This window comes from Mycolicibacterium parafortuitum (genome assembly GCF_002086815.1).
In the GTDB taxonomy this organism is placed as follows: domain Bacteria; phylum Actinomycetota; class Actinomycetes; order Mycobacteriales; family Mycobacteriaceae; genus Mycobacterium; species Mycobacterium parafortuitum.
Genome location: NZ_MVID01000002.1, coordinates 40,167 through 64,696, shown reverse-complemented (window position 1 = coordinate 64,696; position 24,530 = coordinate 40,167). Strand labels below are relative to the sequence as shown.

27 protein-coding genes are annotated in these 24,530 nt (G+C 68.4%); 7 read left to right on the top strand and 20 right to left on the bottom strand.

The window, feature by feature from the left end; genetic code table 11:
• Positions 1-174 precede the first annotated feature (174 nt).
• The 10 genes from BST38_RS02950 to lmeA all read right to left on the bottom strand — a co-directional run bounded on the left by BST38_RS02950 (position 175) and on the right by lmeA (position 5,855).
• Positions 175-960, bottom strand: a complete 786-nt coding sequence (locus tag BST38_RS02950; protein WP_083141762.1) for an SDR family NAD(P)-dependent oxidoreductase — start codon at positions 958-960, stop codon at positions 175-177.
• Between the two features lie 137 nt (positions 961-1,097).
• Positions 1,098-1,364, bottom strand: coding sequence for a hypothetical protein (locus tag BST38_RS02945; protein ID WP_083141761.1), 267 nt, complete (start codon positions 1,362-1,364; stop codon positions 1,098-1,100).
• Positions 1,364-1,993: a heme-binding beta-barrel domain-containing protein gene (locus tag BST38_RS02940; protein WP_083141760.1), complete on the bottom strand. Its 630-nt coding sequence runs from the start codon at positions 1,991-1,993 to the stop codon at positions 1,364-1,366. The genes BST38_RS02945 and BST38_RS02940 overlap by 1 nt, the downstream gene beginning before the upstream one ends.
• A 190-nt stretch (positions 1,994-2,183) precedes the next feature.
• Entirely contained in the window at positions 2,184-2,504 is a 321-nt protein-coding gene (locus tag BST38_RS02935) for a DUF732 domain-containing protein (protein WP_083141759.1), read from the bottom strand.
• A 296-nt stretch (positions 2,505-2,800) separates the two neighbouring features.
• Positions 2,801-3,103, bottom strand: coding sequence for a DUF1416 domain-containing protein (locus tag BST38_RS02930; protein WP_083141758.1), 303 nt, complete (start codon positions 3,101-3,103; stop codon positions 2,801-2,803).
• Position 3,104: 1 nt separating this feature from the next.
• Positions 3,105-3,938 carry a sulfurtransferase gene (locus BST38_RS02925; protein ID WP_083141757.1) on the bottom strand — a complete coding sequence of 278 codons (834 nt, stop codon included), beginning with the start codon at positions 3,936-3,938 and terminating at the stop codon, positions 3,105-3,107.
• 20 nt (positions 3,939-3,958) lie between these two features.
• Complete coding sequence (locus BST38_RS02920) at positions 3,959-4,420, bottom strand: DUF4395 domain-containing protein (protein WP_083141756.1); 462 nt, start codon at positions 4,418-4,420, stop codon at positions 3,959-3,961.
• Positions 4,421-4,507: 87 nt separating this feature from the next.
• Entirely contained in the window at positions 4,508-4,600 is a 93-nt protein-coding gene (locus tag BST38_RS29855; RefSeq protein ID WP_353961526.1) for an Ms5788A family Cys-rich leader peptide, read from the bottom strand.
• Between the two features lie 29 nt (positions 4,601-4,629).
• Positions 4,630-5,061, bottom strand: a complete 432-nt coding sequence (locus BST38_RS02915) for a TlpA family protein disulfide reductase (RefSeq protein WP_083141755.1) — start codon at positions 5,059-5,061, stop codon at positions 4,630-4,632.
• Positions 5,058-5,855, bottom strand: a complete 798-nt coding sequence (lmeA, locus tag BST38_RS02910) for a mannan chain length control protein LmeA (protein ID WP_083141754.1) — start codon at positions 5,853-5,855, stop codon at positions 5,058-5,060. The genes BST38_RS02915 and lmeA overlap by 4 nt, the downstream gene beginning before the upstream one ends.
• Positions 5,856-6,028: 173 nt before the next feature.
• Here lmeA and BST38_RS02905 point away from each other — a divergent pair, with 173 nt between their 5' ends.
• The 6 genes from BST38_RS02905 (at position 6,029) to pstB (ending at position 11,784) form a co-directional block, all read left to right on the top strand.
• Positions 6,029-6,814: a winged helix-turn-helix transcriptional regulator gene (locus BST38_RS02905; protein ID WP_083141753.1), complete on the top strand. Its 786-nt coding sequence runs from the start codon at positions 6,029-6,031 to the stop codon at positions 6,812-6,814.
• On the top strand, positions 6,811-7,728 hold the full coding sequence (mshD, locus tag BST38_RS02900) for a mycothiol synthase (RefSeq protein ID WP_237160648.1): 918 nt from the start codon (positions 6,811-6,813) through the stop codon (positions 7,726-7,728). The genes BST38_RS02905 and mshD overlap by 4 nt, the downstream gene beginning before the upstream one ends.
• A 104-nt stretch (positions 7,729-7,832) precedes the next feature.
• The gene (gene pstS / locus BST38_RS02895; RefSeq protein ID WP_083141752.1) at positions 7,833-8,966 is read left to right on the top strand and encodes a phosphate ABC transporter substrate-binding protein PstS; all 1,134 of its coding nucleotides are present in this window, start codon (positions 7,833-7,835) and stop codon (positions 8,964-8,966) included.
• 48 nt (positions 8,967-9,014) lie between these two features.
• Complete coding sequence (gene pstC, locus BST38_RS02890) at positions 9,015-10,085, top strand: phosphate ABC transporter permease subunit PstC (protein WP_083141751.1); 1,071 nt, start codon at positions 9,015-9,017, stop codon at positions 10,083-10,085.
• On the top strand, positions 10,082-10,999 hold the full coding sequence (gene pstA, locus BST38_RS02885; RefSeq protein ID WP_083141750.1) for a phosphate ABC transporter permease PstA: 918 nt from the start codon (positions 10,082-10,084) through the stop codon (positions 10,997-10,999). Before pstC ends, pstA begins: the two co-directional genes overlap by 4 nt.
• Before the next feature lie 8 nt (positions 11,000-11,007).
• The gene (pstB, locus tag BST38_RS02880) at positions 11,008-11,784 is read left to right on the top strand and encodes a phosphate ABC transporter ATP-binding protein PstB (protein WP_083141749.1); all 777 of its coding nucleotides are present in this window, start codon (positions 11,008-11,010) and stop codon (positions 11,782-11,784) included.
• Positions 11,785-11,863: 79 nt separating this feature from the next.
• On the opposite strand, the gene phoU is transcribed toward pstB, so the two are convergent.
• From phoU to BST38_RS02855, 5 genes are all read right to left on the bottom strand, one after another.
• Positions 11,864-12,532 (bottom strand): phosphate signaling complex protein PhoU, encoded by a 669-nt coding sequence (gene phoU, locus BST38_RS02875; protein ID WP_083141748.1) that lies wholly within the window; start codon positions 12,530-12,532, stop codon positions 11,864-11,866.
• An 84-nt stretch (positions 12,533-12,616) separates the two neighbouring features.
• Positions 12,617-14,707, bottom strand: a complete 2,091-nt coding sequence (locus BST38_RS02870) for an LCP family protein (RefSeq protein ID WP_083141747.1) — start codon at positions 14,705-14,707, stop codon at positions 12,617-12,619.
• 263 nt (positions 14,708-14,970) lie between these two features.
• Positions 14,971-16,104, bottom strand: coding sequence for a tRNA dihydrouridine synthase DusB (gene dusB, locus BST38_RS02865; protein WP_083142080.1), 1,134 nt, complete (start codon positions 16,102-16,104; stop codon positions 14,971-14,973).
• Positions 16,105-16,130: 26 nt separating this feature from the next.
• A complete protein-coding gene (locus tag BST38_RS02860) occupies positions 16,131-17,138 on the bottom strand; it encodes an acyl-ACP desaturase (protein ID WP_083141746.1) in 1,008 nt (335 codons plus the stop codon).
• Between the two features lie 106 nt (positions 17,139-17,244).
• On the bottom strand, positions 17,245-17,826 hold the full coding sequence (locus BST38_RS02855) for a TetR/AcrR family transcriptional regulator (RefSeq protein WP_083141745.1): 582 nt from the start codon (positions 17,824-17,826) through the stop codon (positions 17,245-17,247).
• Between the two features lie 72 nt (positions 17,827-17,898).
• On the opposite strand from BST38_RS02855, the gene BST38_RS02850 reads away from it, so the two are divergent.
• Positions 17,899-18,918 (top strand): oxygenase MpaB family protein, encoded by a 1,020-nt coding sequence (locus tag BST38_RS02850; RefSeq protein ID WP_083141744.1) that lies wholly within the window; start codon positions 17,899-17,901, stop codon positions 18,916-18,918.
• Positions 18,919-18,944: 26 nt separating this feature from the next.
• On the opposite strand, the gene BST38_RS02845 is transcribed toward BST38_RS02850, so the two are convergent.
• Genes BST38_RS02845 through BST38_RS02825 form a run of 5 tightly spaced genes read right to left on the bottom strand, consistent with a single transcriptional unit; the run spans position 18,945 to position 24,528 of the window.
• Positions 18,945-19,952, bottom strand: coding sequence for an asparaginase domain-containing protein (locus BST38_RS02845; protein WP_083141743.1), 1,008 nt, complete (start codon positions 19,950-19,952; stop codon positions 18,945-18,947).
• Complete coding sequence (locus tag BST38_RS02840; RefSeq protein WP_083141742.1) at positions 19,952-21,103, bottom strand: M24 family metallopeptidase; 1,152 nt, start codon at positions 21,101-21,103, stop codon at positions 19,952-19,954. The genes BST38_RS02845 and BST38_RS02840 overlap by 1 nt, the downstream gene beginning before the upstream one ends.
• A complete protein-coding gene (locus BST38_RS02835; protein ID WP_083141741.1) occupies positions 21,100-22,362 on the bottom strand; it encodes an NAD(P)/FAD-dependent oxidoreductase in 1,263 nt (420 codons plus the stop codon). The genes BST38_RS02840 and BST38_RS02835 overlap by 4 nt, the downstream gene beginning before the upstream one ends.
• Complete coding sequence (locus BST38_RS02830; RefSeq protein ID WP_083141740.1) at positions 22,352-23,104, bottom strand: GntR family transcriptional regulator; 753 nt, start codon at positions 23,102-23,104, stop codon at positions 22,352-22,354. Before BST38_RS02830 ends, BST38_RS02835 begins: the two co-directional genes overlap by 11 nt.
• Entirely contained in the window at positions 23,101-24,528 is a 1,428-nt protein-coding gene (locus tag BST38_RS02825; RefSeq protein ID WP_083141739.1) for an amidase, read from the bottom strand. The genes BST38_RS02830 and BST38_RS02825 overlap by 4 nt, the downstream gene beginning before the upstream one ends.
• Positions 24,529-24,530: the final 2 nt, after the last annotated feature.

Genomic DNA, 24,530 nt, shown 5'->3' with positions numbered 1-24,530 from the left:
CTAGAATAGAGACTAACTATATGAAGGGAAGTCCAATACATGCAACTAGATGACGGCCATTCGTGCTGGCACAGTGAATAACACCGGGTGTGCTGGCGACATGATGGCACCATGACGAGACCACGGCGGCACCGCCGGGCGGCGGGTTCGAGAAGCGTGACGGACTCCGCGTCGTCAGGCGGGGGAGCCCGCCTGCACGGACCGCTCGAAATGGGCGTGCACGTTCGGGTAGCGCATCATGTGCGCGCCACCGTTGATGTCGAGTACCTCACCGGTGATCCATTGTGCGCGAGCGAGATAGAGCACGGCATCGGCGATCTCGCCGGGTGTGCCCGGCCGGCCCAGCGGGACGTTCTCGACGTATTCGCTCTCCACCCCGGGAACGCCCAGCGCACCGGAGGTGAGCGGGGTGCGCACCAGGCCGGGAGCGATCGCATTGACGCGAACACCGCGGGCGCCCAGCTCCAGCGCGGCGACCTGCGTCAGCATGGACAGCCCGGCCTTCGCGGAGCAGTACGCGCTCATGCCGACGGCGGGCTGCCGCGCGTTCAGGGAGCTCAGGGAGATGATGGCGCCGCCATCGGCGATGTGCCGGGCCGCGTGCTGAACGACCAGGAATGCACCGGTGAGACAGACGTCGACCACGCGCCGGAACTTGGCCACCGGCAACTCGGTGACGAGCCCCAGTACCGTGATGCCGGCGCAGTTGACCGCGACGTCGAACCGGCCCGGCCGCTGGGAGAGTGAGTCGAAGAACGTTGCGACACTGGCTTCGTCGGCGACGTCGACCTGTGCGGCGGCGTGCCCGGTGCCGGCGAGTTCGCCGATCAGTGCCTGCGCCGCGTCGATGTTCCGGTCGCCCACCACCACGGCGTAACCGTTATCGGCCATTTCGCGACAAATCTCCGCGCCGATACCCGACGCGCCACCGATGACCACGGCGTATGAACTCTCAGTCAACGGTACTCCCTCTGTATGGCCGCAATTCGCGCCCGAAGCCTGCGCAGATGGGCAAGGCAAATTCGGTGGGCTCACCGGCGACAACCGGTTGTGAATTACAGTTCTACCACACGCGGTGAAACGTGTCGGTCCTGGAATTACTCCGTGGGACCGGGCGCCAGCGACGAGCACTCGGCCATCGCGGCGTTCCAGGTTTCGGGGTCGACGCCGGGCGGCGGCTCGGCGGCCGGCCCCGGAGGCGCGGGGACACCGTGCTCGCCCAGGCAGTACGCGAACGAGCCGTGTCCGACGCTCGGCACCGCCGACGGCGGCGTGGTGGTCTCCTCGACGGGCTGCGCGGGCGCCGAACAGGCGGCGATGACTCCGGTCGCGGCGATCGCCGCGGCGACTGTTATCCCGCGCATCAGCCGACGAACCTGGACAGCCGGGCGGACAGGTGGGGGACCAGACCCCCGTCGGCGTCGACACGCTCCTCGACGTAGGCCAGGTCGCCACCCTCGACGATGCCGTAGAGGCGCTTCGCGCCGCCGACGAGCACGCCGGACTTGCTGCGTGCCAGCGCGTCGGTGACGAGTTCCCAGGACGCCTGATTCAGCGGGTGCCCGTAGAACAGCTCGATGTATCCGGCCGAATGCGACAGCAGAAGCTCGATCGCCTGCGATTCGCCCGGGTCGGCCGGGTCGTTCACGAAACGCCAGAAGCCCGTCTCGCGCAGGCCGGGACGGTCGTATTCGCCGTCGTCGTCCAGCCGCCAGGAGCGGGCTTCCCAGTTCAGATAGTCGCCACCGTCGTGAGACACCACGATCTGCTGGCCGAAGCGGTAGTCGCCGTGCGCATCGCGCCCTTCGCCCTCACCGCGCCACACACCGACCAGCGGCAGCAGAGCCAGCAGCGCGTCGTCGAGGTCGGCGCCCAGGCGCAGATTCGCGGTGTCCGACGGCAACGGCAGATCGTCGAACACCGGGATGTTGCGCGCGGCGGTCTCCCGGGCTCGCGCGGCAGCTGCGGCGACCGCCTCGTCGCCGGACGTCACCTTGCGCCTCGCGTCCGCAGGGTCACGACTCGTCAGTGACGAGGCGGTACAGCGCGTACAGCGCAAACCACGTGATCACCACGACCGCGGCGACGAGCAGAAGTTCGAAAAACAGCACCACGGGAGAAAAGTTTAGCCGCCGGGAGAACAAGTCTCCCGGCGGCTCTCGAGTTCAGTGAAAGCGCTGGTCTCAGCTGACTTTCCACTCGTATTCGGGGCAGAACGCGCCGGTGGCGGCGCCGATGAAGTAGCCGGCCTGGTAGTCCGACCAGGAGGTGACGCTGGTCAGGTCGGCGACTTCCTGTTCGAAGGTGGCGCCGTTGTCCCAGTCCTGGCAGACGGCATGGCCGGTCGCGATGACCTCAGGCGTCTTCTCCGACGGCCAGGTGATGCCGCCGTCGCTGATCACAGTGAGGAATTCGTCCTCAGGCGCGGCGAACGCCGCGGGAGCACTGAACAGGGCAACTGCGGCGAAGGCCGCCGAGGCGGCGCACGCGATCGTGATCTTCATAGTCGGTCCTCAAGGGTTACCGCGGCGAGCCGCGAGTCCGGGCCTGCCAGGGGCGCGCGGTCCGTCTCCGTGACACCCGCGAATTGTCGGGGTCGAACCCACGCCCAGCAGCATGGGTTCCCCGACAGTTTCACCGACGTCAGCAAATTTTGCAGCGTTTTCGCAGGAAGACCGGTGCTACGCCCCGGCGAAGGGGCGCAGCACCCGCGTCACGCTCAATCCGAATTGCGTGACTTCGTCACGCTCAATCCGAACTGCGTGACTCCGTCACGCTCCGGCCGATTTGCGTGACTCCGTCACGCGACCTTGACGTCGACCTCGTGGATCCCCGCACCCGACGGCGCGACGGCGGCATCGCCATTGCCCGCCGGCGACAGCGCACGCAGCGTCCAGCTACCCGGCGCCGCGAAGAAGCGGAAGTCACCGGTGGCCGACGCGACGACCTCGGCGGTGAACTCGTCCGAGCTGTCCAGCAGACGCACGAAGGCGCCACCCACAGCCTGGCCCGAACCGTCGACGACGCGGCCGGTGATGACCGTTTCCTTCTCCAGGTCGACGCTGGCCGGCAACGTCAGTCCTTGCTTAGGGGCAGAGCACATATCAACTTCCCAACTCGATCGGGGCTCCCACGAGGGAACCGTATTCGCACCAACTACCGTCATAGTTCTTGACGTTCTTGTGGCCCAGCAGCTCCCGCAGCACGAACCAGGTGTGCGACGAGCGCTCACCGATCCGGCAGTACGCGATGACCTCCTTCTCGCCGTCCAGGCCGGCGTCGGCGTACAGCTTGGCCAGTTCCTCGTCGGACTTGAAGGTGCCGTCCTCGTTCGCCGCCTTGCTCCACGGCACGTTGATCGCCGTGGGGACGTGGCCGGGACGCTGGCTCTGCTCCTGCGGGAGGTGGGCCGGGGCCAGGATCTTGCCCGAGAACTCGTCGGGGGACCGCACGTCGACCAGGTTCTTGGTGCCGATCGCGGCGATCACCTCGTCGCGGAATGCGCGGATGCTGAGGTCGGGCTCCTTGGCGGAGTAGCTGGTCTGCGGACGGCTCACCGGATCCTTGGACAGCGGGCGGGCGTCGAGCTCCCACTTCTTGCGGCCGCCGTCGATCAGCTTGACGTTCTCGTGGCCGTACAGCTTGAAGTACCAGTACGCGTACGCGGCGAACCAGTTGTTGTTGCCGCCGTAGAGGATCACGGTGTCGTCGTTGGAGACGCCGCGTTCGGAGAGCAGCTTCGAGAACTGCGCGGCGTCGACGAAGTCGCGCCTCACCGGATCCTGCAGATCCTTCTTCCAGTCGAGCCGGATGGCGCCCGGGATGTGACCGGTGTCGTAGGCGCTGGTGTCCTCGTCGACCTCGACGAAGACCGTGTTCGGTGCGTCGAGATTGCTCTCGGCCCAGTCGGTGGTGACCAGGACGTCGGAGCGTGCCATGTGGTGGATCCTTTCGATTGCTACTGCGTGGGCGTGAAGCGGGCGATGAGCGGGTAGAGCTGACAGCCAAGACAGATCCCGAAGGCTGCGTTGAGCAACGCCGCGATGAGCGCGAGGCCGGTCGCGGCCAGACCGAGCGGCACCAGGCCGCTGGCAAAACCGAGGGCGCCGACGACGGCGAAGACGAGCCCGACCAGCTGTGCGAACTTCAGCGGCGGCACCGGTTCACGGTCGGTGACCGGCCCCAATCGCGGCGCGACGACCGCGGCGAACACCAGGCCGTACGGATGGCGGCGGGGTCCGAGCGCCGCGCCGACCGCGAAGACCAGCGCCTGTACGCCGAGGATCACCGCGGCGGCGGCCGGGTTCTGCGCCGACACCAACAGCGCGACCACCAGCACGGCGGTCGTCACCCACGCGACGAATCGGGGGCCGCGCACATCCACGAGCGCCGGGGCGCCGGTGGCTGTGAGGTTCGACATAGATGTGCTCCTGTTGCTTGATACGGCTGAATGCGGCGGCCGGTCACGGCCAGAACGCAGAGTGCGCGCGAAGAAGAGCGCGGCTACTCAGCAGCTACGACAACAACAGCAACAACCCGCAACGCGGCACAGGTCCACTGCGCGACGCTTGGTGAGCGTGAGCTCAAGGCGGGCTGACACGGCAGACAGCTTACCCAACAACAGGGTGATCAGGCCAACAGCGGTTCCACCGCCGCACGCAGGTCAGCGGCGGTCGGCACTCCCGACGCCCGGTAGCGCTGCCTGCCCTCGGTGTCGAAGATGAACGTCGTCGGCAAGGAGAGCACCGAAAGCTTGCGCGCCGCCTCGGGATTGGCGTCCATGTCGATCTCCACGTGCGCCACCCCCGGCAGCTCGGCACACACCTGGTCGACGATCCGGCGCAGTCCCACACACGGGCCGCACCAGGTGGCGCTGAAGTGCAGCACCGTCGGGCCGGTCCGCGACAGGCCCAGATCTTCGACGTCGCCGTCGTCGAGGGCCGGCCACTCGGCGGCCCCCTTGAGCAACCCGGAACGCAGCGTCATCAGCCTGCCGATCACGAACGCGACCCCGAAGACCCCGATCAGCACGGCGATGACCGCGATCCACGACGAACTCATGACAGTCGGAACTCGTCGAGGTCGATGGTTACTCCCTCAGCGATGCCCTCGATGATGAGATCCGAGCCGCGGGCGCCCTCGCTGGTCGGCGCGATACCGAACGGGAGCTTCTGGCCGGGCAGCTCGGTGGAGAACGCCGCCAGTACCGCGTCCAGCTTGTCGTCGGGCACCGCCTGGTCCGCGGTGCCCGGTTCGGTCAGCACCCCGGTCGCGGTGAGCACCAGCGTCGTGGCATCCGGTCCGGAGATCGACACGTCGACCGCGATGCTGACCCGCTCGTCGAAGCCCGCCTTGTCCGGGGTGCCGGTGAACACCAGCCCCCGGTTGCTGGAAATGCCGGATTCGGTGGTGCCGCCCGTCGAGTCCTCGGTCTCGGCCGTCGGCGCCTCGATCAGCAGGTCCGGGATGCCCATGAACCGGCCCACGTGGGTCGAGTCGATGATGATCCGGCTCTCCAGTTTCCCGACGGTCAGCGTCGCGTCCGGCGCGACGAGCCAGGAGTCGCCCAAACCGACCGAATGCATCGTCGCCTCCAGCGACGCCTTGCCGACGACGGCGTGATCCACACCACTGGCCTTGATCTCGACCTCGTCGTAGTGATGGCGCCGCGCCTGCGTGATGAACGGGAATCCGAGGATCGCCACCGACGGGTCCCAGTTCAGGTTCGCGGCGGCGCGAACGCTTCTGGCCAGGCGATATTCGGCGTAGATCGCGGCACCGAAGTCGGTGCCGACACCGCCGAGGACCACCGCGAGCAGGGTCGAGACCGCACCGATTACGAGCTTGCGCACCACGACATTGTGGCCGACGCCGTCCAGAACATCGGTTCCGCGCGGCTTAATAGCAGGTGGCACGCTATCGTTAGTTGACCATCGCGCCGGTAACGGCCGTATGTCAGGCATGAATCTGGGAAATCAAACGAGACAGAGTCGTCCGGGCGAAAACTCCACGGCTGCTGGAGGGTCAGTTGGATCTGCTGTTACTGACGGTTGACCCGCACCCTGAATCGGTCCTGCCGTCCCTGTCACTTCTCGCCCACAACGTGCGCACCGCGCCGACCGAGGTGTCCTCGTTGCTGGAAGCGGGAACCGCCGACGTCGCGATCGTCGACGCCCGTACCGACCTGGCCGCCGCGCGCGGTCTGTGCCGGCTGCTGGGCACCACCGGAACCTCGGTGCCGGTGGTCGCCGTCGTCAACGAGGGCGGGCTGGTCGCGGTCAACGTCGAATGGGGTCTCGACGAGATCCTGCTGCCCAGCACCGGGCCTGCCGAGATCGACGCCCGGCTTCGGCTGCTGGTCGGCCGCCGCGGCGGGATGGCGAATCAGGAGAACCTCGGCAAGATCAGCCTCGGTGAGCTGGTCATCGACGAGGGCACCTACACCGCCCGGCTGCGGGGGCGTCCGCTCGACCTGACCTACAAGGAATTCGAGCTGCTGAAATACCTCGCCCAGCACGCCGGCCGGGTGTTCACCCGCGCCCAGCTGCTGCAGGAGGTGTGGGGTTACGACTTCTTCGGCGGCACCCGCACTGTCGACGTGCACGTGCGACGGCTGCGCGCGAAACTCGGCCCGGAATACGAGTCGCTGATCGGTACGGTCCGCAACGTCGGGTACAAGGCGGTCCGGCCCGCCCGCGGGCGCCCGCCCGCCGCGGACGCCGAGCCCGACGACCTTGACGACGACCCGTACGCCGACGACGGGCTCGGCGACGACATCCCCGAGGCGCTGGGCGACGCGCTGCGCAGTCAGTGACCCCGGCTCAGTCCATCAGCTGGCAGCAGCATCTGTCGGAGACCGATCAGCAGCGCATCCGCGAGCTCGTCTCGGCCGCGACCGCCGAGGACGGGGTCGCCCCGGTCGGCGACCAGGTACTGCGCGCACTGGCCCACGACCGCACCCGGCACCTGATCGCCGTCGATGACGACGCGATCGTCGGCTACCTGAACCTGGCGCCCGGCGACGACGACACTGCGCCGATGGCCGAAGCCGTGGTCGCCCCGAGCGCCCGTTGCCGCGGCACGGGATCGGTCCTGATCCGCACCGCGCTGGCCGAGGCCGGCCCGGGTGGCAGGGTCTGGGCGCACGGCAACCTGCCCGCCGCGCAGGCCACCGCCGCGGCGCTGGACCTCGTGGCGGTCCGCGAACTCCTCCAGATGCGGCGCCCGCTGGCCGACCTGCCGCCGCAGACCCACCCCGCCGGGGTCCGGTTCGCCACGTACTCGGGCCCGGCCGACGACGCCGAGGTGCTGCGGGTCAACAACGCGGCGTTCTCCTGGCATCCCGAGCAGGGCGGCTGGACCGACGCCGACATCGCCGAACGCCGCGGCGAGCCGTGGTTCGACCCGCAGGGCTTCTTCCTGGCCTTCGACGAGGACACCGGCCGGCTGCTCGGATTCCATTGGACGAAGGTGCATTCCGCGTCCCTGGGCGAGGTGTACGTGGTCGGTGTCGACCCGGCCGCGCAGGGACGAGGGCTGGGTGGGGCACTGACTTTGCTCGGGCTGCACCACCTGGCCGACCGCCTCGCCGGCGGGGGCCGCGGGGCCGACGTGATGCTCTACGTCGAAGCCGACAACACCGCCGCGGTGAAGACCTACCGGCGGCTGGGCTTCGACGTCGTGAACGCCGATGTGGCCTACGCGGCCGCGGCGTCCGCGCACCTGTGAACTCGCTGAACCTGTTCACTCGCCGTTCACCCACCATCCCCGAAACGTCCACCACGGACGCATACGTTGCCGTGAGTCGAACCCGTTAACGGAAAAGGGGATCAGTGAAGCTCAACATCATCGGCAGGTCGTTCGGTACGACGGTCTCGGTCGCAGCGATCGCCGCGCTGACGCTCGCCGGGTGCGGCAGCGACAACAACGCTCCCGCGGGCTCCCCGGAGTCCGGCACGTCGTCGGCGTCGGCCGCCGACTGCGGCGGTAAGGCGTCCGTCACCGCCGAGGGCTCGACCGCTCAGCAGAACGCCGTCGCGCTGTTCAACCAGGTGTGGGGGCAGAAGTGCCAGGGCAAGAACCTGTCCTACAACCCGACCGGGTCCGGCGCCGGACGTGAGCAGTTCGTCGCGGGCAACGTGGACTTCGCCGGATCGGACTCCGCCATCAAGGGCGACCAGGCCGAGCAGGCCGCGCAGCGCTGCGGTGGAAACCCGGCGTGGAACCTGCCACTGGTCTTCGGTCCGATCGCGATGGCCTACAACGTCGAAGGCGTCGACGGTCTGGTGCTCAACGGCGACACCCTCGCCAAGATCTTCCAGGGCCAGATCACCACGTGGAACGACCCGGCGATCGCCGCGCTCAACGAGGGCAAGTCGCTGCCCGACTCGGCGATCACGCCGATCTTCCGCTCCGACTCGTCGGGCACCACCGACAACTTCCAGAAGTACCTCGAGGCGGCCTCCGGCGGCGCGTGGACCAAGGGCGACGGCAGCGAGTTCCAGGGCGGTGCCGGTGAAGGCGCGCAGAAGTCGGCCGGTGTCGCGCAGGCCGTGCAGTCCACCCCGGGTGCCATCGGCTACGTCGAGAAGGGCTTCGCCGACCAGGCCGGCATCCCGTACGCGCTGATCGACAACGGCAGCGGCTCGGTCGAGCTCACCGACGAGTCGGCGGGCAAGGCCATCGACGCGGCGAAGTTCGCGGCCGAGGGCAACGACCTGACGCTGGATCTCGGTTCGCTGTACGGCACGCAGGAGCCCGGCGCCTATCCGCTGGTGCTGGCCACCTACGAGATCGTGTGCTCGAACGGGTACGACGCCGACACCGCGACGGCGGTCAAGTCGTTCCTGACGGTCGCGGCCAACGACGGCCAGAGCGGACTGTCCTCCGCCGGCTACGTTCCGCTGCCCGAGAAGTTCAAGGAGCGTCTGCTGACGTCGATCGACGCCATCGGTTCGACGTCCTAGCTCACTGGCGCAACTGCCGTCCCGCGGCAAGGATGGGTGCTTGACCGAATGTCCGACAAGCTTGATGGAACAGCATTGACGACACCGAATCCGTTGGGATCGGGGGCAGGGGAGGCCGGCCGGATGTCCGAGGCCGCTCCCTTCCCCGAGCCGTCCCCGATCTCGACTGATCCTTCCAAGCACGCCAAAGTTCGCGCGGGTGACCGCATCTTCCGCGGGTTGGCAGAGGGCTCGGGAATCCTGATCGTGGCGATCATCGCCGCGATCGGGATTTTCCTGATGTGGCGCGCCATCCCCGCCCTGGCGCGCAACGAGGAGAACTTCTTCCTCTACGGCGGTAACTGGATCACCACCGACACCTCGGCGATGCACTTCGGCATCCTCGATTTGCTCCAGGTGACCGTGTTCGTGTCCGTGTTCGCGTTGATCCTGGCGATGCCGGTGGCACTGGGCATCGCGATCTACCTGACGAACTACGCCCACAAGCGGGTGGCCGGCCCCCTGGCCTCCATGGTGGATCTGCTGGCTGCGGTGCCGTCGATCATCTACGGCGTCTGGGGCCTGTACGTGCTCGCGCCGGCCATCAAGCCGGCGGCGTTGTGGCTCAACGAGAACCTGGGCTGGCTGTTCCTGTTCTCCACGGGCAACGCATCGGTGGCCGGCGGCGGCACCATCTTCACCGCGGGCATCGTGCTGGCGGTGATGATCCTGCCGATCATCACCGCGGTGACGCGGGAGGTGTTCATCCAAACGCCCCGCGGCCAGATCGAGGCCGCGCTGGCGCTGGGTGCCACCCGCTGGGAAGTGGTGCGCACGACGGTGCTCCCGTTCGGGATGTCCGGCTACATCAGCGGCGCGATGCTGGGTCTGGGCCGTGCGCTCGGCGAGACGATCGCGCTGCTGATCATCCTGCGCGGCACCCAGACCGCGTTCGGGTGGTCGCTGTTCGACGCCGGCTTCACCTTCGCCAGCAAGATCGCTTCCGCGGCGTCGGAATTCAACGACCAGTACAAGGCCGGCGCCTACATCGCAGCCGGCCTGGTGTTGTTCATCCTGACCTTCGTGGTGAACTCGCTGGCCCGCGCCGCGGTCGCCGGAAAGGACCGGTCCGCATCATGACCTCGCCGACGTTGGACCAGCCGGTCAAGGTACCCACCTTCCAAGGGGTCAGCACGCGGCGGCGGATCACCAACACCGTCGCGACCGTGCTGGTCACCTCCTGCGTGGTGATCGCGGTGGTCCCGCTGATCTGGGTGCTGTACACGGTCGTGGCCAAGGGTCTCGGCATCGTGCTGTCGAGCACGTGGTGGCTGAACTCGCAGGCCGGCATGACCGCGTTCGCCGCGGGCGGCGGCGCCTACCACGCGATCGTCGGATCGCTGTTGCAGGCCGCGATCTGCGCGATCATCTCGATACCGGTCGGCGTGTTCGTCGGGATCTACCTCGTCGAGTACGGCGGCGGCACCCGGCTGGGCAAGGTCACGACGTTCATGGTCGACATCCTCACCGGGGTTCCGTCGATCGTCGCCGCGCTGTTCATCTACGCGCTGTGGGTCGCCACGTTCGGCTTCCAGCGGTCGGGCTTCGCCGTGTCGCTGGCCCTGGTGCTGTTGATGATCCCGGTGATCGTGCGCTCCACCGAGGAGATGCTGCGGATCGTGCCGATGGATCTGCGCGAGGCCAGCTACGCGCTCGGTGTGCCGAAGTGGAAGACGATCGCGGCGATCGTGGTGCCGACCGCGTTGTCGGGCATCGTCACCGGCATCCTGCTGTCGCTGGCCCGCGTGATGGGCGAGACCGCGCCGCTGTTGATCCTGGTGGGCTACTCGCAGGCCATCAACTTCGACGTGTTCGGCGGTTTCATGGGCTCGCTGCCCGGCATGATGTACGACCAGACCTCGGCAGGCGCCGGGGCCAACCCGATTCCCACGGATCGTCTCTGGGGTGCTGCGCTGACGCTCGTCGTCCTTATCGCCGTCCTCAACGTCGGTGCCCGCTTCATCGCCAAATTCTTTGCGCCCAAGAAGGTTTAGGAGTAGTCATGGCCAAGCGGCTGGATCTCAAAGACGTCAACATCTACTACGGGAGCTTCCACGCGGTGGCGGGTGTCTCGCTGTCGGTGGAGCCGCGCAGTGTCACCGCGTTCATCGGCCCGTCCGGCTGCGGCAAGTCCACGGTGCTGCGCACGCTCAACCGCATGCACGAGGTCATCCCCGGTGCCCGCGTGGAGGGTTCGGTGCTGCTCGACGGTGAGGACATCTACGGCGCCGGTGTCGACCCGGTGGGTGTGCGCAAAACCATCGGCATGGTGTTCCAGCGGCCGAATCCGTTCCCCACCATGTCGATTCGCGACAATGTGGTGGCCGGGCTGAGGCTGCAGGGGGTGCGCAACAAGAAGACGCTCGACGAGGTCGCCGAGCGCTCGCTGCGGGGCGCGAACCTGTGGAACGAGGTCAAGGACCGGCTCGACAAGCCCGGCGGCGGACTGTCCGGCGGTCAGCAGCAGCGGTTGTGCATCGCGCGGGCCATCGCGGTGCAACCCGACGTGCTGCTGATGGACGAGCCGTGCTCGGCGCTGGACCCGATCTCGACGCTGGCGATCGAGGACCTGATCTCACAGCTCAAGCAGGACTTCACGATCGTGATCGTCACGCACAACATGCAGCAGGCCGCCCGGGTCAGCGATCAGACCGCGTTCTTCAACCTCGAGGCCACCGGCAAGCCGGGCAAGCTGATCGAGATCGACGACACCGAGAAGATCTTCTCCAACCCGACCCAGAAGGCCACCGAGGACTACATCTCGGGCCGCTTCGGCTGACGGTCCCTGCCGCGGTTCGGCCGGCACGCAGACAAATCGCACCATTTCCCGCGAGATGGTGCGATTTGTGTTTCCCGGGTCAGCGGGAGGCGGGGAGTTCGTCGCTGTCGGGGTTACGGCCGGTGACCTGGAAGATGACCCGCCGGGCCACCTCGACGGCATGGTCGGCGAAGCGTTCGTAGAACCGGCCCAGCAGTGTCACGTCGACCGCCGCCGCGACGCCGTGCTTCCATTCCTTGTCCATCAGCACGGTGAACAGGTGACGGTGCAGATCGTCCATCGCATCGTCTTCCTCGCGGATCCGCGCGGCCTTCTCCGGGTCGCGGGTCAGCAGCACCTCCTGCGCGCTGTGGCCGAGTTCGACAGCGACGCGCCCCATCTCGGCGAAATAGCCGTTGACCTCCTCGGGCAGCGCGTGCTGAGGATGGCGGCGGCGGGCGATCTTGGCGACGTGCAGCGCCAGCGCGCCCATCCGGTCGACGTCGGCGACGATCTGGATCGCGCTGACGATGGCGCGCAGATCCCCGGCGACCGGCGCCTGCAACGCGAGGATCACGAACGCTTCCTCTTCGGCGCGCACGCTGAGTGCCGAGATCTGGTTGTGGTCGGTGATCACCTGCTCGGCGAGCGGGAGGTCGGCCTGCAGCAGGGCTTGCGTGGCTCGCTCCATGGCAACGCCGGCCAGCCCGCACATCTCGCCGAGCAGGTTGGTCAGGGCATCCAGTTGCTCGTGGTAAGCGGTACGCATGCACCAACCCTACGGTGCGTCGACGCCGGCGTCACGAACCGACCGGTGAACGGAAGGTGAATCCAACCTGCTCAAACGCTGGGTTTACTCGCAGCTGGTGTCCGCGGCGTTGGTGACGGTCAGGTCCTCGGGCAGCTCGGTGGTCGGCGTCCTGGTACCGCGGATGATGTGCACCTGCACAGCGGACCCGCTCGGGGACGGCGCGGTGACGGCGTCGAAGTCGCTGCCGAGGACCACCTGCACGACGTCGCCGAGGCCGGTGGTGCGCTCGATGGTGGCGTCGGCGAATGACGATGCGACCGTGGCCGCGGCCTCCTCGTTGCCGGGCGAGAAGAACACCGTCGTGCGCGGCAGCGGGCCAGGGTAGTCGTCGGGTGTCGTGACGTTGAAGCCGTGGGTCTGGAGCGCGGCCGCGGCGGTGGCGCCGAGTCCGCTCGTCGTCGTCGAATTCGACACCTGCACCGTGACGTTCTCCGGGTCGGTGGTCACGGCGTCGACGATCTCGTCGGACGGTCCGCCCTCACCGGTGGTCGCGTTGGCCAGCGACTCCGGGGTGCCCGGCACCGGGGTGTTGTCGGCGTTGCGCTCCTCGGGCAGCGGATCGTCGTTGATGATCGCCGAGAACAGTGCCCGCATGTCGTCGAGGCGGGGGATCTCGTTGCCCCATTCGTCGGCGTACCCGACCGTCGGCACGGTGACGAACGTGATGCGGCCTGCGTTGACGCCCTGCACGGACTGGCCGAGGTCGACGAGGTCCTTGGTGTTGACGTTGTCGACGTAGCTGTCGTTGATGAACAGGTTCACCACGTTGTTGAGCTTGGACAGCGAGAAGAACGTCTCCTTGGAGATCAGCGAGCGCAGCAGCGACGACAGGAACAGCTGCTGGCGCTTGATCCGGCCGTAGTCGCCGTTCGTCTCGGTGGTCACCTGGCGGGCCCGCACGTAGTTCAGGGCGGTGGGGCCGTCGACGATCTGCCGCCCCGCCGTCGCCAGCACGGTGCCGAGTTCGTAGTCCTCGATCGGCGCGGTGCTGCACACCTCGACGCCGCCGAGGGCGTCGACCATCTTCGAGAACCCGACGAAATCGACTGCCATGAACCGGTTCACGTGCAGACCGGACAGCTTCTGGATGACCTTCACCAGGCACTTGGGGCCGCCGACGGCAAAAGCCGAGTTCAGTTTGTACTCGGTGTAGACCTGTTCTTTGCCGTACATCGGCGACTCGGGGTCCTGAATCGGGCCGTACTCGCGGGTTTCGGGGTCCCACGGCTCGCATTTCATCGGCTCGATCTCGAGATCACGCGGAAACGACACGGCCACAACACGTTTGCGGTTGGCCGGGATGTTCACCAGCATCACGGTGTCCGACCGGGCGCCCGCGGCGTCCTCGGTGGTGCCCGCGCCGATCTCGGCGTTGTCGCCGAGCCGGCTGTCGGTGCCGACGATCAGGAAGTTCTCGTCACCGAACTGCGCGTTTGGGTCTACGATGTCACGGGAGTCCGGATCCAGCGCCGACACCCGGTTGAGCAGGTTGTTCTTCGCGGACTGCCATTGCCACGCCCCGCCGGTCAGGACCAGCGCGAGCACGGCGGCCAGGGCCGCGGCGACCCGGCCGATGACGACGGCGCGGTGATGGGTCAGCAGTCGCGGTGCCGGGGTGCGCCGGGCCGGGCGCAGGGCGGTGAGGTCGGGGATCTCGGAGGTCCGCGGGTCGATCACCGGAAGGATCGTGGTGTCGAAGTCGCCGGTGTCCGGATACGGCTCGGGCTCTGGTTCGGATACGGGTTCCGGCGCGGGCCCGCTGTGGTGGGTGTCGCTGTAGTGGGTGTCGCTGTACCGGGTGGCGCTGTCGTGGGTGTCGTCGTCGGCAGCGCGGTGGCGCTTCGGCTCGGCGGGCGGCGCTTCGCCGTTGATCTTCGCGATCAGGTCGGCGACGGTGACCGGTCCCGACTGCTCGTAATCGCGTGTCGAGTCGTCGCGTGCAGAGTCGTCGCGTGCCGAGGTATCGATTTCGCGTTCCCACGGCGCGGCGAGTGGCTTCGCCCTGCGGGATCGGGTAAGCCCGTCATTGTCGGTGCTCGCCGTGGCGTCCGGGGTGGCACCGTCGCCGGGGAGGGCCGAGCCGCCGTCTCCGGAGTGCGGGCGGCCAGGAGTGGCGCCATCGCCGTCACTCATGTTCCTACCGGCCTTCCAGCCCGGGCGGCGTATCGCGGTGCACGCGCGTCGTTGCGCTGTGGCACGCAGATTGCCGGGTGCCTGCTATCTGTCGTGGATCGCTGGTCCGCGCTCGGTGCGCCGAGCGGGACGGTTTGATCCCTCATCGTACTGAGACATCCTGAGATACCTCCAGCCGAACCTAGGTGTCAGATATCTCTCAGATCGGTGTCGATACCCTCTCGGGGCCGCCTCGAATCCGTCGTGGACGGTTTCGTCGCAGCTCAGCCGCCGGAATGCATCACGTCGGCCCCGGCGGGCACGGTGCAGTCGTCGGGGTCGTCGAGCCAGCCTTCGGGGAGCGTCACCGATGCCGCGGAGCCCTGGCGGCCGCGCGGGCCGTTGGCGGCGTCGGGGAACGGGACGTCGGGGTCGAGCTGGCCGAGCAGGTCGTCGAGCTCGGAAATGGTCTTGACCAGTGCCAGGGACCGGCGGAGATCGGCTCCTGCCGGGAAACCGTGCATGTACCACGCGACGTGCTTGCGGATGTCCCGCATGCCCTTGTCCTCCCCGAAATGCGCGGCGAGCAACTCGCCGTGTCTGCGGATGATCCGCGCGACCTCGCCGAGGGTGGGCGGGACGGGCGGCGTCGCGCCGGTGAACGCCGCGGACAACTCGGCGAACAGCCAGGGCCGGCCCAGGCAGCCGCGGCCGATCACGACCCCGTCGCAGCCCGTCGCGGCCATCATGGCCAGCGCGTCACGAGCGTCGAAGATATCACCGTTTCCGAGCACCGGAACATTCGTGACGTGGGCCTTCAGTGCGGCGATCTGCTCCCAGTCCGCACTGCCCGAATAGCGTTGCGCCGCGGTGCGGGCGTGCAGTGCGACCGCCGCGGCCCCCTCCTCGGCCGCGATGCGCCCGGCATCGAGATGGGTGTGATGCGCGTCGTCGATCCCGATCCGGAACTTCACGGTGACCGGGATATCGGTGCCCTCGGTGGCCTTGACCGCGGCCGCCACGATCTGGCCGAACAGCCTCCGCTTGTACGGCAGTGCCGCGCCACCGCCGCGACGGGTCACCTTCGGCACGGGACAGCCGAAGTTCATGTCGATGTGGTCGGCCAGGTTCTCGTCGACGATCATCTTCGCGGCCGCGTACGTGTTGACCGGATCGACGGTGTAGAGCTGCAGCGAGCGCGGCGACTCCTCCGGGGCGAACGTCGTCATGTGCATCGTCACCGGATGCCGCTCGACGAGGGCGCGCGCGGTGACCATCTCGCACACGTACAGGCCGCTGACCGTGCCGGCGCGGGCCAACTCGAGTTCGCGGCACAGGGTGCGGAACGCGACGTTGGTCACCCCGGCCATCGGCGCGAGGACGACCGGGCTGCGAAGGTCGAACGGCCCGATCCGCAGGGATCGGGCCGGTCGAGTGGTATCGGTCAGGACGCTGATGATCCCACCAGCAGATTCTTGGCGGCCTTCTTCTCCGCCATCTGGCGGAGCCGCTCCTCGCGGCGCTGCTTGGCGACCTCGAACTTGTCGACGGCGTCCTGCAACTCCTCGACGAGCAGACCGAGGTCGTCCCGCATCCGTGCGCTCTCGCCGTTGAAGTCGTCGCGCTCGAAGATGCGCCACTTCTTCAGCACCGGCATCACGATGTCCTCGAGATGGATCCTCGGGTCGTAGACCCCGCCGGAGGCGATGGTCACGGCGCGGCGGCGGAAGTCCGGGATCGTGTATCCGGGCATCTTGAAGTTGCGCAGCACCTTGTGCAGCGACTTCATCGCCTGGTCGGGGGCGATCTCGAAACCGGCCTCCGACACGTCGCGGTAGAAGATCATGTGCAGGTTCTCGTCGGCCGAGACGCGCTGCAGTAGCTGGTCGGCGATCGGCTCTTCGCAGGCCTTGCCGGTGTTGCGGTGCGAGACGCGGGTGGCGAGCTCCTGGAACGTCACGTAGATGACCGAGTCGAACAGGCTCTCCGCGAACAGGTCGGCCTCGACCTGCTGGTTCTGGCCGGGGGAGAAGCCGCGGGTCATCTGCTCGACGCGCAGCATCTCGAGTTCGACCGGGTCGACGTTGCGGGTGACGATCAGGTAGTCACGCAGCGCGATGCCGTGCCGGTTCTCCTCGGCGGTCCACCGGTTGACCCAGAAGCCCCACGGGCCGTCCATGGTGAAGTTCATCGCGATCTCGCGGTGATAGGACGGGAGGTTGTCCTCCGTGAGGAGGTTCACCAGCATCGCGACCCGGGCCGTCTCGGACAGCTGCGCCTGCTCCGGATCCCAGTCCTGGCCGCCGAGGGCGTAGTAGTTCTTGCCGTCGGACCACGGGATGTAGTCGTGCGGATTCCAGTCCTTCTTCATCCGCATGTGCCGGTTGACCAAAGGCTCGACGACGGGCTCGAGTTCCCTCAGCAGTTGCAGGTCGGTCAGGTCTTTCGACACGACACCTCCCAGTTATCTGTACCTGATGGTTGCACTCAATATATCTGTGTACGTCGGTGACATTCAAGTCGCCGCGCCGGGCGCACCCCGAGGTCGGAGGCCTCTTTTAGGTAACGGCCCTGCTGAGCAGTAGCTCAGCGCAATGGTCGATGAACTGCTCTCGGGTGGCCGCCAACCGGTTGTCGAGGTAGGCGGTGAACAGTGCGGTGAGTGCCCCGATCAGGCCCGTGGCAACCATCGCCTGGGTGGTCGGATCGGTGATCCGGGTGAGGTTCTGCTGGAGCAACTCGATGAAGTTGGGCATCCAGCGCGCTCCGGAGCGGGCCAGCACCGGTTCGACCTCCGGGGCCAGAAGAAGCACCCTCCCGCGTGCCGGGTCGTCGACCATCAACGCGACGAATCGCTCGACGGCGTCGCGCATGCTCTCCGATTCGGCCAGCGTCGACATCGCAGCCGCGCACACCTCGTCGTAGACCGCGGCGACGTATTCGTCACGGTCGGAGAAACTCTCGTAGAAGTAGCGTTCCGTCAGGCCCGCGGCCTTGCACACCGCGCGCACGGTGAGGTTGGGGCCGCCGGGGCTGCCGAGCAGCGCGATGCCGGCGGCGATCAGCTCGTCGCGGCGAAGCGCCTGACGATCCGGCAGCGGAACACCCGACCATCTCCCGCGTCGTTGACCGGACGGCACGGCCCTCCTAAGCTCCATTAGTGACAACGTACGTAGTCAAAATAGCGTGATGCGTCGAACGGAAAGAGCACAGTGACTCAAGATACGTCCGCGGCGGGACCGGTGACCAGCGACTCCACACCGGAGTCGGAGGTGGTGGCGGCGGGGTGCCCGGTCAGTCACGGCGGCTACGACGCACCTCCGCAGCCCCTCGGCCCGGACTCGCTGACCTGGAAGTACTTCGGGCAGTGGACCGGCCTGTTCCAGGGTCCGTGGGCCGGGTCGATGCAGAACATGCACCCGCAGCTGGGCGCAGCGGTCAAGGACCACTCGATCTTCTTCCTGGAGCGCATGCCCCGGCTGCTGCGGTCGATCTACCCCATCGGCGGGGTGGTGTTCGACGGCGACCGCGCCCCGAGGACCGGCGCCCAGGTGCGCGACTACCACATCGGTCTCAACGGCGTGGACGACCAGGGGCGCCGCTACAGCGCGCTGAACCCCGACGTCTTCTACTGGGCACACGCGACGTTCTTCAAGTCCACGCTGCTGGCCGCCGAGCGATTCCACGGCGGGCTCACCGACGACCAGCGCAGGCAGCTGTTCGAGGAGCACGTCACCTGGTACCGGATGTACGGCATGAGCATGCGCCCGGTCCCCAAGACCTGGGAGGAATTCCAGGAGTACTGGGATCACATGTGCCGCAACGTGTTGGAGAACACCTGGGCGGCCCGGGAGGTGCTGGACCTGTCGACGATGCCGAAACACCCGTCGCTGGAATGGGTTCCGGACTGGTTGTGGAAGCAGAACTTGAAGGTGATGCAGGGCTTCCTGGTGTTCATGACCGTCGGCCTGTACGACCCGCCGGTGCGCGAGTTGATGGGCTTCACCTGGTCACCGCGTCAGGAATTCGTGCACCGGCGGATCGGGAACATGCTGCACCTGGCCACCAAGCTGCTGCCGGACCGGTGGCTGATGCATCCGCGGAAGCGCTCGGCGCTGGACCGCGAGTTCGGGCGCCGTCCGGCCGATTCACCGCTGGTCGAAACTCCGGCGCGCAACCTGCCCCCGGTCGAGTACCGGGACAACCCGCACTACTACAGCCCGAAGGTCTGAGTCAGCGGACCACGACGCGGGCGTCGTCAGCGCACCACGACGCGGGCGTCGGCCTCGTGCCGCAGCAGCGTCTCGGCGTCGCCGCGGCCGTAGCCGGAGCGCAGCAGCATGGTCAGCAGCACCCGGGCCTTCAGTGCGGGAAGCTCGCCCGAGGCGACGCACCCGCGGCCGATCAGGTCGAGCTCGGCGCCGGGGGAACCGTACGTGCGCTCCAGGACAGCGCCGGCGCGGGTCCGGGAGGCGTAGACCACCGGGATCTCCCGGGCGAGGTCGCCGAGGGCGTGCGCGACCGCGCCGCTGACGTGCCCGCCGCCGAGACCTTCGAGGATCAGGCCGTCATAGCCCGCCCGCGCGACCGCATCGATCAGCGCGGTGTCCTGATCGAGCAGTGCGGGCAACACCGCGACCCGGACGTTCCTGCCCGTGTCGCGGTCCACGAGGGCGGGCAGCCGGGGCGCCGGGTCCCGGCGCAGCACCCGCGGACTGCCCTCGTACAGCACGCCGAGCCGCCCCGGACCGACCGAGGCGAACGCGTCGACGCGTTGGGTGTGGACCTTCTGCACCCATTTCGCGGAGTGGATCTCGTCGTTCATCACCACGACGGCGCCGGCCGTGGCCTCCGCGAGGTCGGGTTCGAGCGCCGCGGCGATCGCCGCGCCCAGGTTCGCGGCGGCGTCCGAGCCGGGAGCCGTCGGCGCCCGCATCGCCGCGGTGCACACCACCGGGCGATCCAGTGGCCGAAGCAGACTCAGCGCGTACGCGGTCTCCTCGAGGGTGTCGGTGCCCTGGGTGACGACGACCGCGTCGGCCCCGTCCACAACCTGCCGGCGGATCTCGCGGGCGAGGCGTACGAGTTCGTCGAACGTGATCTCCGACGAATCGGCCAGACTCCACCGCACCGACCGGACCCGGGCGGTGTCGGTGGACAGCACGTCGGCGGCATCCGTGCGCGGCACCAGCGCTGACCCGTCGTCGCCCGGGCCGCAAGAGATGGTGCCGCCCAAGGAGATGACGGCGACGGTCGGTGTGCGCATCAGCCGATCCGGGGGAGGGACCGGTCACCGATGGTGAGCACTTCGCAGCCGTTGTCGGTGACGACGACGGTCTCGCTGATCGCGGCGCCGGCGGCGAACAGCAGCATGTGGAACACCATCCCGGCCTCGAGTTTGCGGTTCGTGCGATGGTCGATGTCGAGGGCGAAGTCACCCGACGTCGGATGGAACTGCAGACCCAGCCCGTAGCCCACGCGGTTCTCGTAGCGGTCGGTCAGCCCCGCGTCGAGCACGGGGCGCCGGCACAGCTCGGCGATGTGCGCCGCCGGAACACCGGGGGCCATCGCGGCGATCGCCGAATCCTGTGCGATGCGCAGGATCTCGTGAGCCCGCAGCAGGCCGTCGTCGGGACGGCCCAGCATGGTCGAGCGCATCTGCTTGGCCCAGTACTGCCGGTGGATGCCGGGCAGCTCGAGGCGGATCCGGTCGCCGGGGGCCAGTGTGCGGCCGGTCTGCTGGCCGTGCAACTGGATCGTGCGCCAGCCGCTGCAGATGGTGCCACCGAGCCCGCCGAAGAACGAGTCGTGGCCGTGGTCGGCCTGTGCCTGCGCGACGGCCGCGGCCACGTCGAGCTCGGTGGCGCCGGGCTGTGCCGTCTGCAGACCGGCGGCGACCGCCGCGGAGGCGATCTGTCCGGCGGTACGGATGTAGGCGATCTCCTGCGCCGACTTGATCTGGCGCAGCTCCTCGACGATGTCGCCATGACCGAGCAGCTCCCGGCCCGGCAACAGCTCGGCCAACCTGCGGTAGCGGGTCACCGGCAGGAATGCCGAATCGAGCTCCACTCCGATCCGGCCGCCCACGGCGGTCACCTCGCTGACAGCGGCGGCGGCCAGCGCTTCGGCGTCCTCGCCGTCGAAGTACCCCCGCCGGTCGTCAACCCAGGAAAGCTCCTGGGCCACAGGATCTTCCAGCGCCCGCTCGATGAGGATCGGCTCACCGTCGGCGGGGATGATCAGCGAGTGGTAGGCGAAGAAACCGTCGTGCCAGAAGCCCCCGAGCCAGGCGATGTTCTCCGGTTGGTGCAACAACAGGGCGTCGAGCCCGGATCGCTGCATCTCGGCCTGGGTGCGGAGCAGGCGCGCGCGGTACTCCTCGACGGAGAAGTGCAGCTGCTGCGGGATGAGGCTCACGGGATCGGGTGTCCTTTCGGGATGTTGGGAAGTGTCGCGGAGTTCATGGCGGTCACCCTCGCGGCGATGTCGCGTCCGGTCGCGACGGCGAGGGTCATCCCCAACGTGCCGTGGCCGGTCGCGGCGAAGAGTCCCGGTGTCGGTCCGACCGGGCCCACGAGCGGCACGCTGTCGGGGGTGCAGGGCCGGGCCCCGCTCCACACCTCGATTGCCGAGAGGTCGAGGTCACGCAAGCCGGGCAACGTGCGTGCCGCGGCGGCCAGCACGGACCGCATCCTGGCGCGGGAGGTGCCCGCACCGGGCCGGACCAGATCGAAGGTGCCGGAGATGCGAACCTCGCCGCCGTCGAAGGGGGTGCACGCGATGCGGTCCTCGGCGATCTTCAGCGCGCCGCGGAGCCCGAGCCCCGGCGGCACGGTGACGCTGCACCCGCGTCCCGACTGCAGCGGCAGGCGCACCCCGCAGGTCCGGGCCAGCGCGGCGCTCTGTCCGCCCGCGGCGATCACCACCGCGTCCGCGGGTACCACCCGACGGTCGGTCCTGACGCGCCAGCCGCGGTCGCCGTGGTGGACCGCGGTGACGGTCTCGTGTTCGGCGAGTTCGCCCCAAAGGTTCTCGACGGCCCGCGCCAGCGCTCGGGTCATGGTGTCCGGCCGGACACTGACCTCGTCGGGCAGGTACACGCCGCCGACGATGTCGTCGGCCAGCGCCGGTTCCCGCGCCGCGATCTGGGCGGCGCTCAATTCCTCGACACGGCCGCGGTATCCCGCCGCGACGACCTCGGCGTGTGCCACGCGGTGGGCCGCCAGCGCGGTCTTCGAGCGGAACGGGATCAGCAGCCCGGTGCGGTGTACTTCGAAACCCAGGTGCTCGGCGAGCGCGACGACGTCGGTCGTGGCACCGGAGGCCATCGCGGCCAGCGCGTCGAGCGACTCCCTGCTGCGGGAGGAACTGCTGTGCCGGAGGAACGCGAGGCCCCACCGGGCCAGCGACCAGCTCGGAAACTGACGTAATGCGATGGGGCTGTTCGGGTTCAGCATGCCCCACAGCGCCTGGGGGACGGCGCCGGGTGCGTTGAACGGGTGGATCAGCGACGGCACGATCCAGCCCGCATTGCCCCAGGAGGCCTCGCGTCCGCAGGCTCCACGCTCGATCAGCGTGACCCTGTTGCCGGCCCGCAACAGATGGAAAGCGCTACTGAGGCCGATGATCCCGCTGCCGATCACGACGACGTGCCGGGATGGTCGGTCAACCGGCAACGTCGGCTCCGTCTGCGGCCGCGAGGCGCGCGATCACATCGACGAGGGAATCCCCCTTGGCGCGCTGCGACGGCGTCCCGCCGTCATGGCTGCGCAGCAGGTCCGCCAGCCGCAGCTTCGCGTTGGCCAGGCTCTGGGTCATCAGTTCGTGTGCGCCTGCGCCGTCGCGTGTCTCGGCGAGTTCGACGAAGCGGGTGTCCTCGTTGGCGATGTAGGTCCCGGCGTCCGTCTGCGCGGTGGTGGTGAACAACAGCTTGTAGGGGCGCACGCGGGCCCAGGTTGACTTGATCACCCGGGTGAGTTGCCTGTTGGCGACGGCGCCGTGAATCAACAACAGCAACTGCTCGTCGAGATCGAGCGTGGTGATCAGATCGCCGTCGTCGACCGCCTCGCGCAGGGCGGTCATGGTCGAGTGCAGCCGGGTGAGGCGTTCGGGCGTCATTCTTTCCACACCCTGCTGCAGCGAGGGTGGCTCGATGATCTGGCGCAGGTCGTAGTAGTCGTGAAGGTCCTCGACGGACAGGCGCGCCACCACCGCGCCCTTGCGAGGCTCTTGGGTGACCAGGCCCGCCTCCTCCAGACGGATCAGCGCCTCCCGGACAGGCATGGTGCTCAAGCCCATTCCGCGCGCGACGTCACGGACCTGGAGCCGCTGCCCGGGCGGCAGGGACCCGGCCAGGATCCAGGCACGGAGCCGTTCGAACGCGGCAAGTGGCGGGGTGAGTCGGGACGGGTCGGTCATACGAGTTGCCCCTCGGGTTCGGATGTGGAGGTGTTCTCTGTCCGGGATTGTCCGACGTGGATGGCCGGTGTCCAAGCCGCCCAATTGATCTCGGACTCCAGCTCCGCGGCCAGAGCCAGCAGCGCGGGCTCCTGATGCGGGGCGGCGGCCAGGTGGACGCCCACCGGGAGGCCGTCGGCGAGACCGGCGGGGATGGAGATGGCCGGCTGCCCGGTCGCGTTGAACACCGCGACCGCGGGCTCCATCCGGCCCACCGGGCCCTCGTAATAGGACTCCAGATCCATGTCGGGGTGGAATCCGCCGAGCGCAGGGGGCGGCGACGGCAGGGTCGGTGTCAACAGCATGTCGTAGTCGGTGAAGAACGCGGTGAAAGCCTTTGTGGCGCTGTCGATCGCCGACAACGCAGAGCAGATGTCGGCGCCGGTGAGGCGCTTGGCGCGGGTCACGAGCTCCCACGTCAGACCCTCGATGCCGGCGGGCCGGATCGGCGCGGAGACGTCGCACCAGGCACTTACGGTGTCCAGCGTCCCGGCCGCCCACAGGTCCTTCATCGCCTCGAACAGCGACACCCAGTCGAGTTCCGGTGCCGCCGCGTCGACATTGTGGCCCAACTGTTCACAGCGCTTCGCCGTGCGCAGCGTCGCCGCACCGACCGCCGGATCGACGGCCGGCAGCCAGGACGCACGGGTCGCGACCGCGATCCTGCGGCGGCCTTCAAAGGGGCGGAGGACACCACAGGACGACGGCCGGAACGCGGAGAACGCCCGCGCCGCATCGCGGACCGTGCGCGTGACGACGAACTCGGTGTTGAAGTCGCCGGGGGAGGACGCCGCGGGGTCGGCGGGCATGGCACCCCGCGTCGGTTTCAGCCCGACGACTCCGCAGCAGGCGGCAGGGATCCGGATCGACCCTCCGCTGTCGGTGCCGTGCGCCATCGGCACGACACCGGCGGCCACGGCCGCGGCCGCGCCTCCGCTGGACCCGCCGGCGCTGCGGCGCGGGTCCCACGGGTTGCGGGTCGGACCGTACCGGGCCGACTCGGTCGTCGCCGTCACCGCGAATTCGCATGTGGCCGAGCGTCCTACCGAGATCAGGCCGGATTCGCGGAAGCGCCTGGCCAGCGGCGCCTCGTCCGCGGCGACGCCGTCGTCGACGACGCGGCTTCCCATCCACTGGTGCCGGCCGATCTCGTGGGCACCGAAATCCTTCATCAGGAACGGGACCCCGGCGAAGGGCGCCGCCGCGTCGATCCGGCGCGGGATCCGCGGGTCGTCGTACAGCTCGGCGACCGCATTGATCTCGTCGTCGACCTGACGGCAGGCCCGGCGCGCCAAATCGGTGAGCTCGGCGGCGGTGACTGCTCCGCCGGCGACGAGATCGGTCAGCGCGGTGGCGTCGAGGGACGCGTATTCGGTCAGATCCACAG

What these genes read in the sequence shown, in the direction of transcription:
- BST38_RS02830 (WP_083141740.1), bottom strand. Translation starts at nt 23,104, where the DNA reads ATGACCGACCCGTCCCGACTCACCCCGCCACTTGCCGCGTTCGAACGG.
- BST38_RS02945 (WP_083141761.1), bottom strand. Translation starts at nt 1,364, where the DNA reads ATGCGCGGGATAACAGTCGCCGCGGCGATCGCCGCGACCGGAGTCATC.
- phoU (WP_083141748.1), bottom strand. Translation starts at nt 12,532, where the DNA reads ATGCGTACCGCTTACCACGAGCAACTGGATGCCCTGACCAACCTGCTC.
- BST38_RS02935 (WP_083141759.1), bottom strand. Translation starts at nt 2,504, where the DNA reads ATGAAGATCACGATCGCGTGCGCCGCCTCGGCGGCCTTCGCCGCAGTT.
- BST38_RS02930 (WP_083141758.1), bottom strand. Translation starts at nt 3,103, where the DNA reads ATGTGCTCTGCCCCTAAGCAAGGACTGACGTTGCCGGCCAGCGTCGAC.
- BST38_RS02845 (WP_083141743.1), bottom strand. Translation starts at nt 19,952, where the DNA reads ATGCGCACACCGACCGTCGCCGTCATCTCCTTGGGCGGCACCATCTCT.
- pstB (WP_083141749.1), top strand. Translation starts at nt 11,008, where the DNA reads ATGGCCAAGCGGCTGGATCTCAAAGACGTCAACATCTACTACGGGAGC.
- BST38_RS02915 (WP_083141755.1), bottom strand. Translation starts at nt 5,061, where the DNA reads ATGAGTTCGTCGTGGATCGCGGTCATCGCCGTGCTGATCGGGGTCTTC.
- pstC (WP_083141751.1), top strand. Translation starts at nt 9,015, where the DNA reads ATGTCCGACAAGCTTGATGGAACAGCATTGACGACACCGAATCCGTTG.
- BST38_RS02870 (WP_083141747.1), bottom strand. Translation starts at nt 14,707, where the DNA reads ATGAGTGACGGCGATGGCGCCACTCCTGGCCGCCCGCACTCCGGAGAC.
- BST38_RS02925 (WP_083141757.1), bottom strand. Translation starts at nt 3,938, where the DNA reads ATGGCACGCTCCGACGTCCTGGTCACCACCGACTGGGCCGAGAGCAAT.
- pstA (WP_083141750.1), top strand. Translation starts at nt 10,082, where the DNA reads ATGACCTCGCCGACGTTGGACCAGCCGGTCAAGGTACCCACCTTCCAA.
- BST38_RS02920 (WP_083141756.1), bottom strand. Translation starts at nt 4,420, where the DNA reads ATGTCGAACCTCACAGCCACCGGCGCCCCGGCGCTCGTGGATGTGCGC.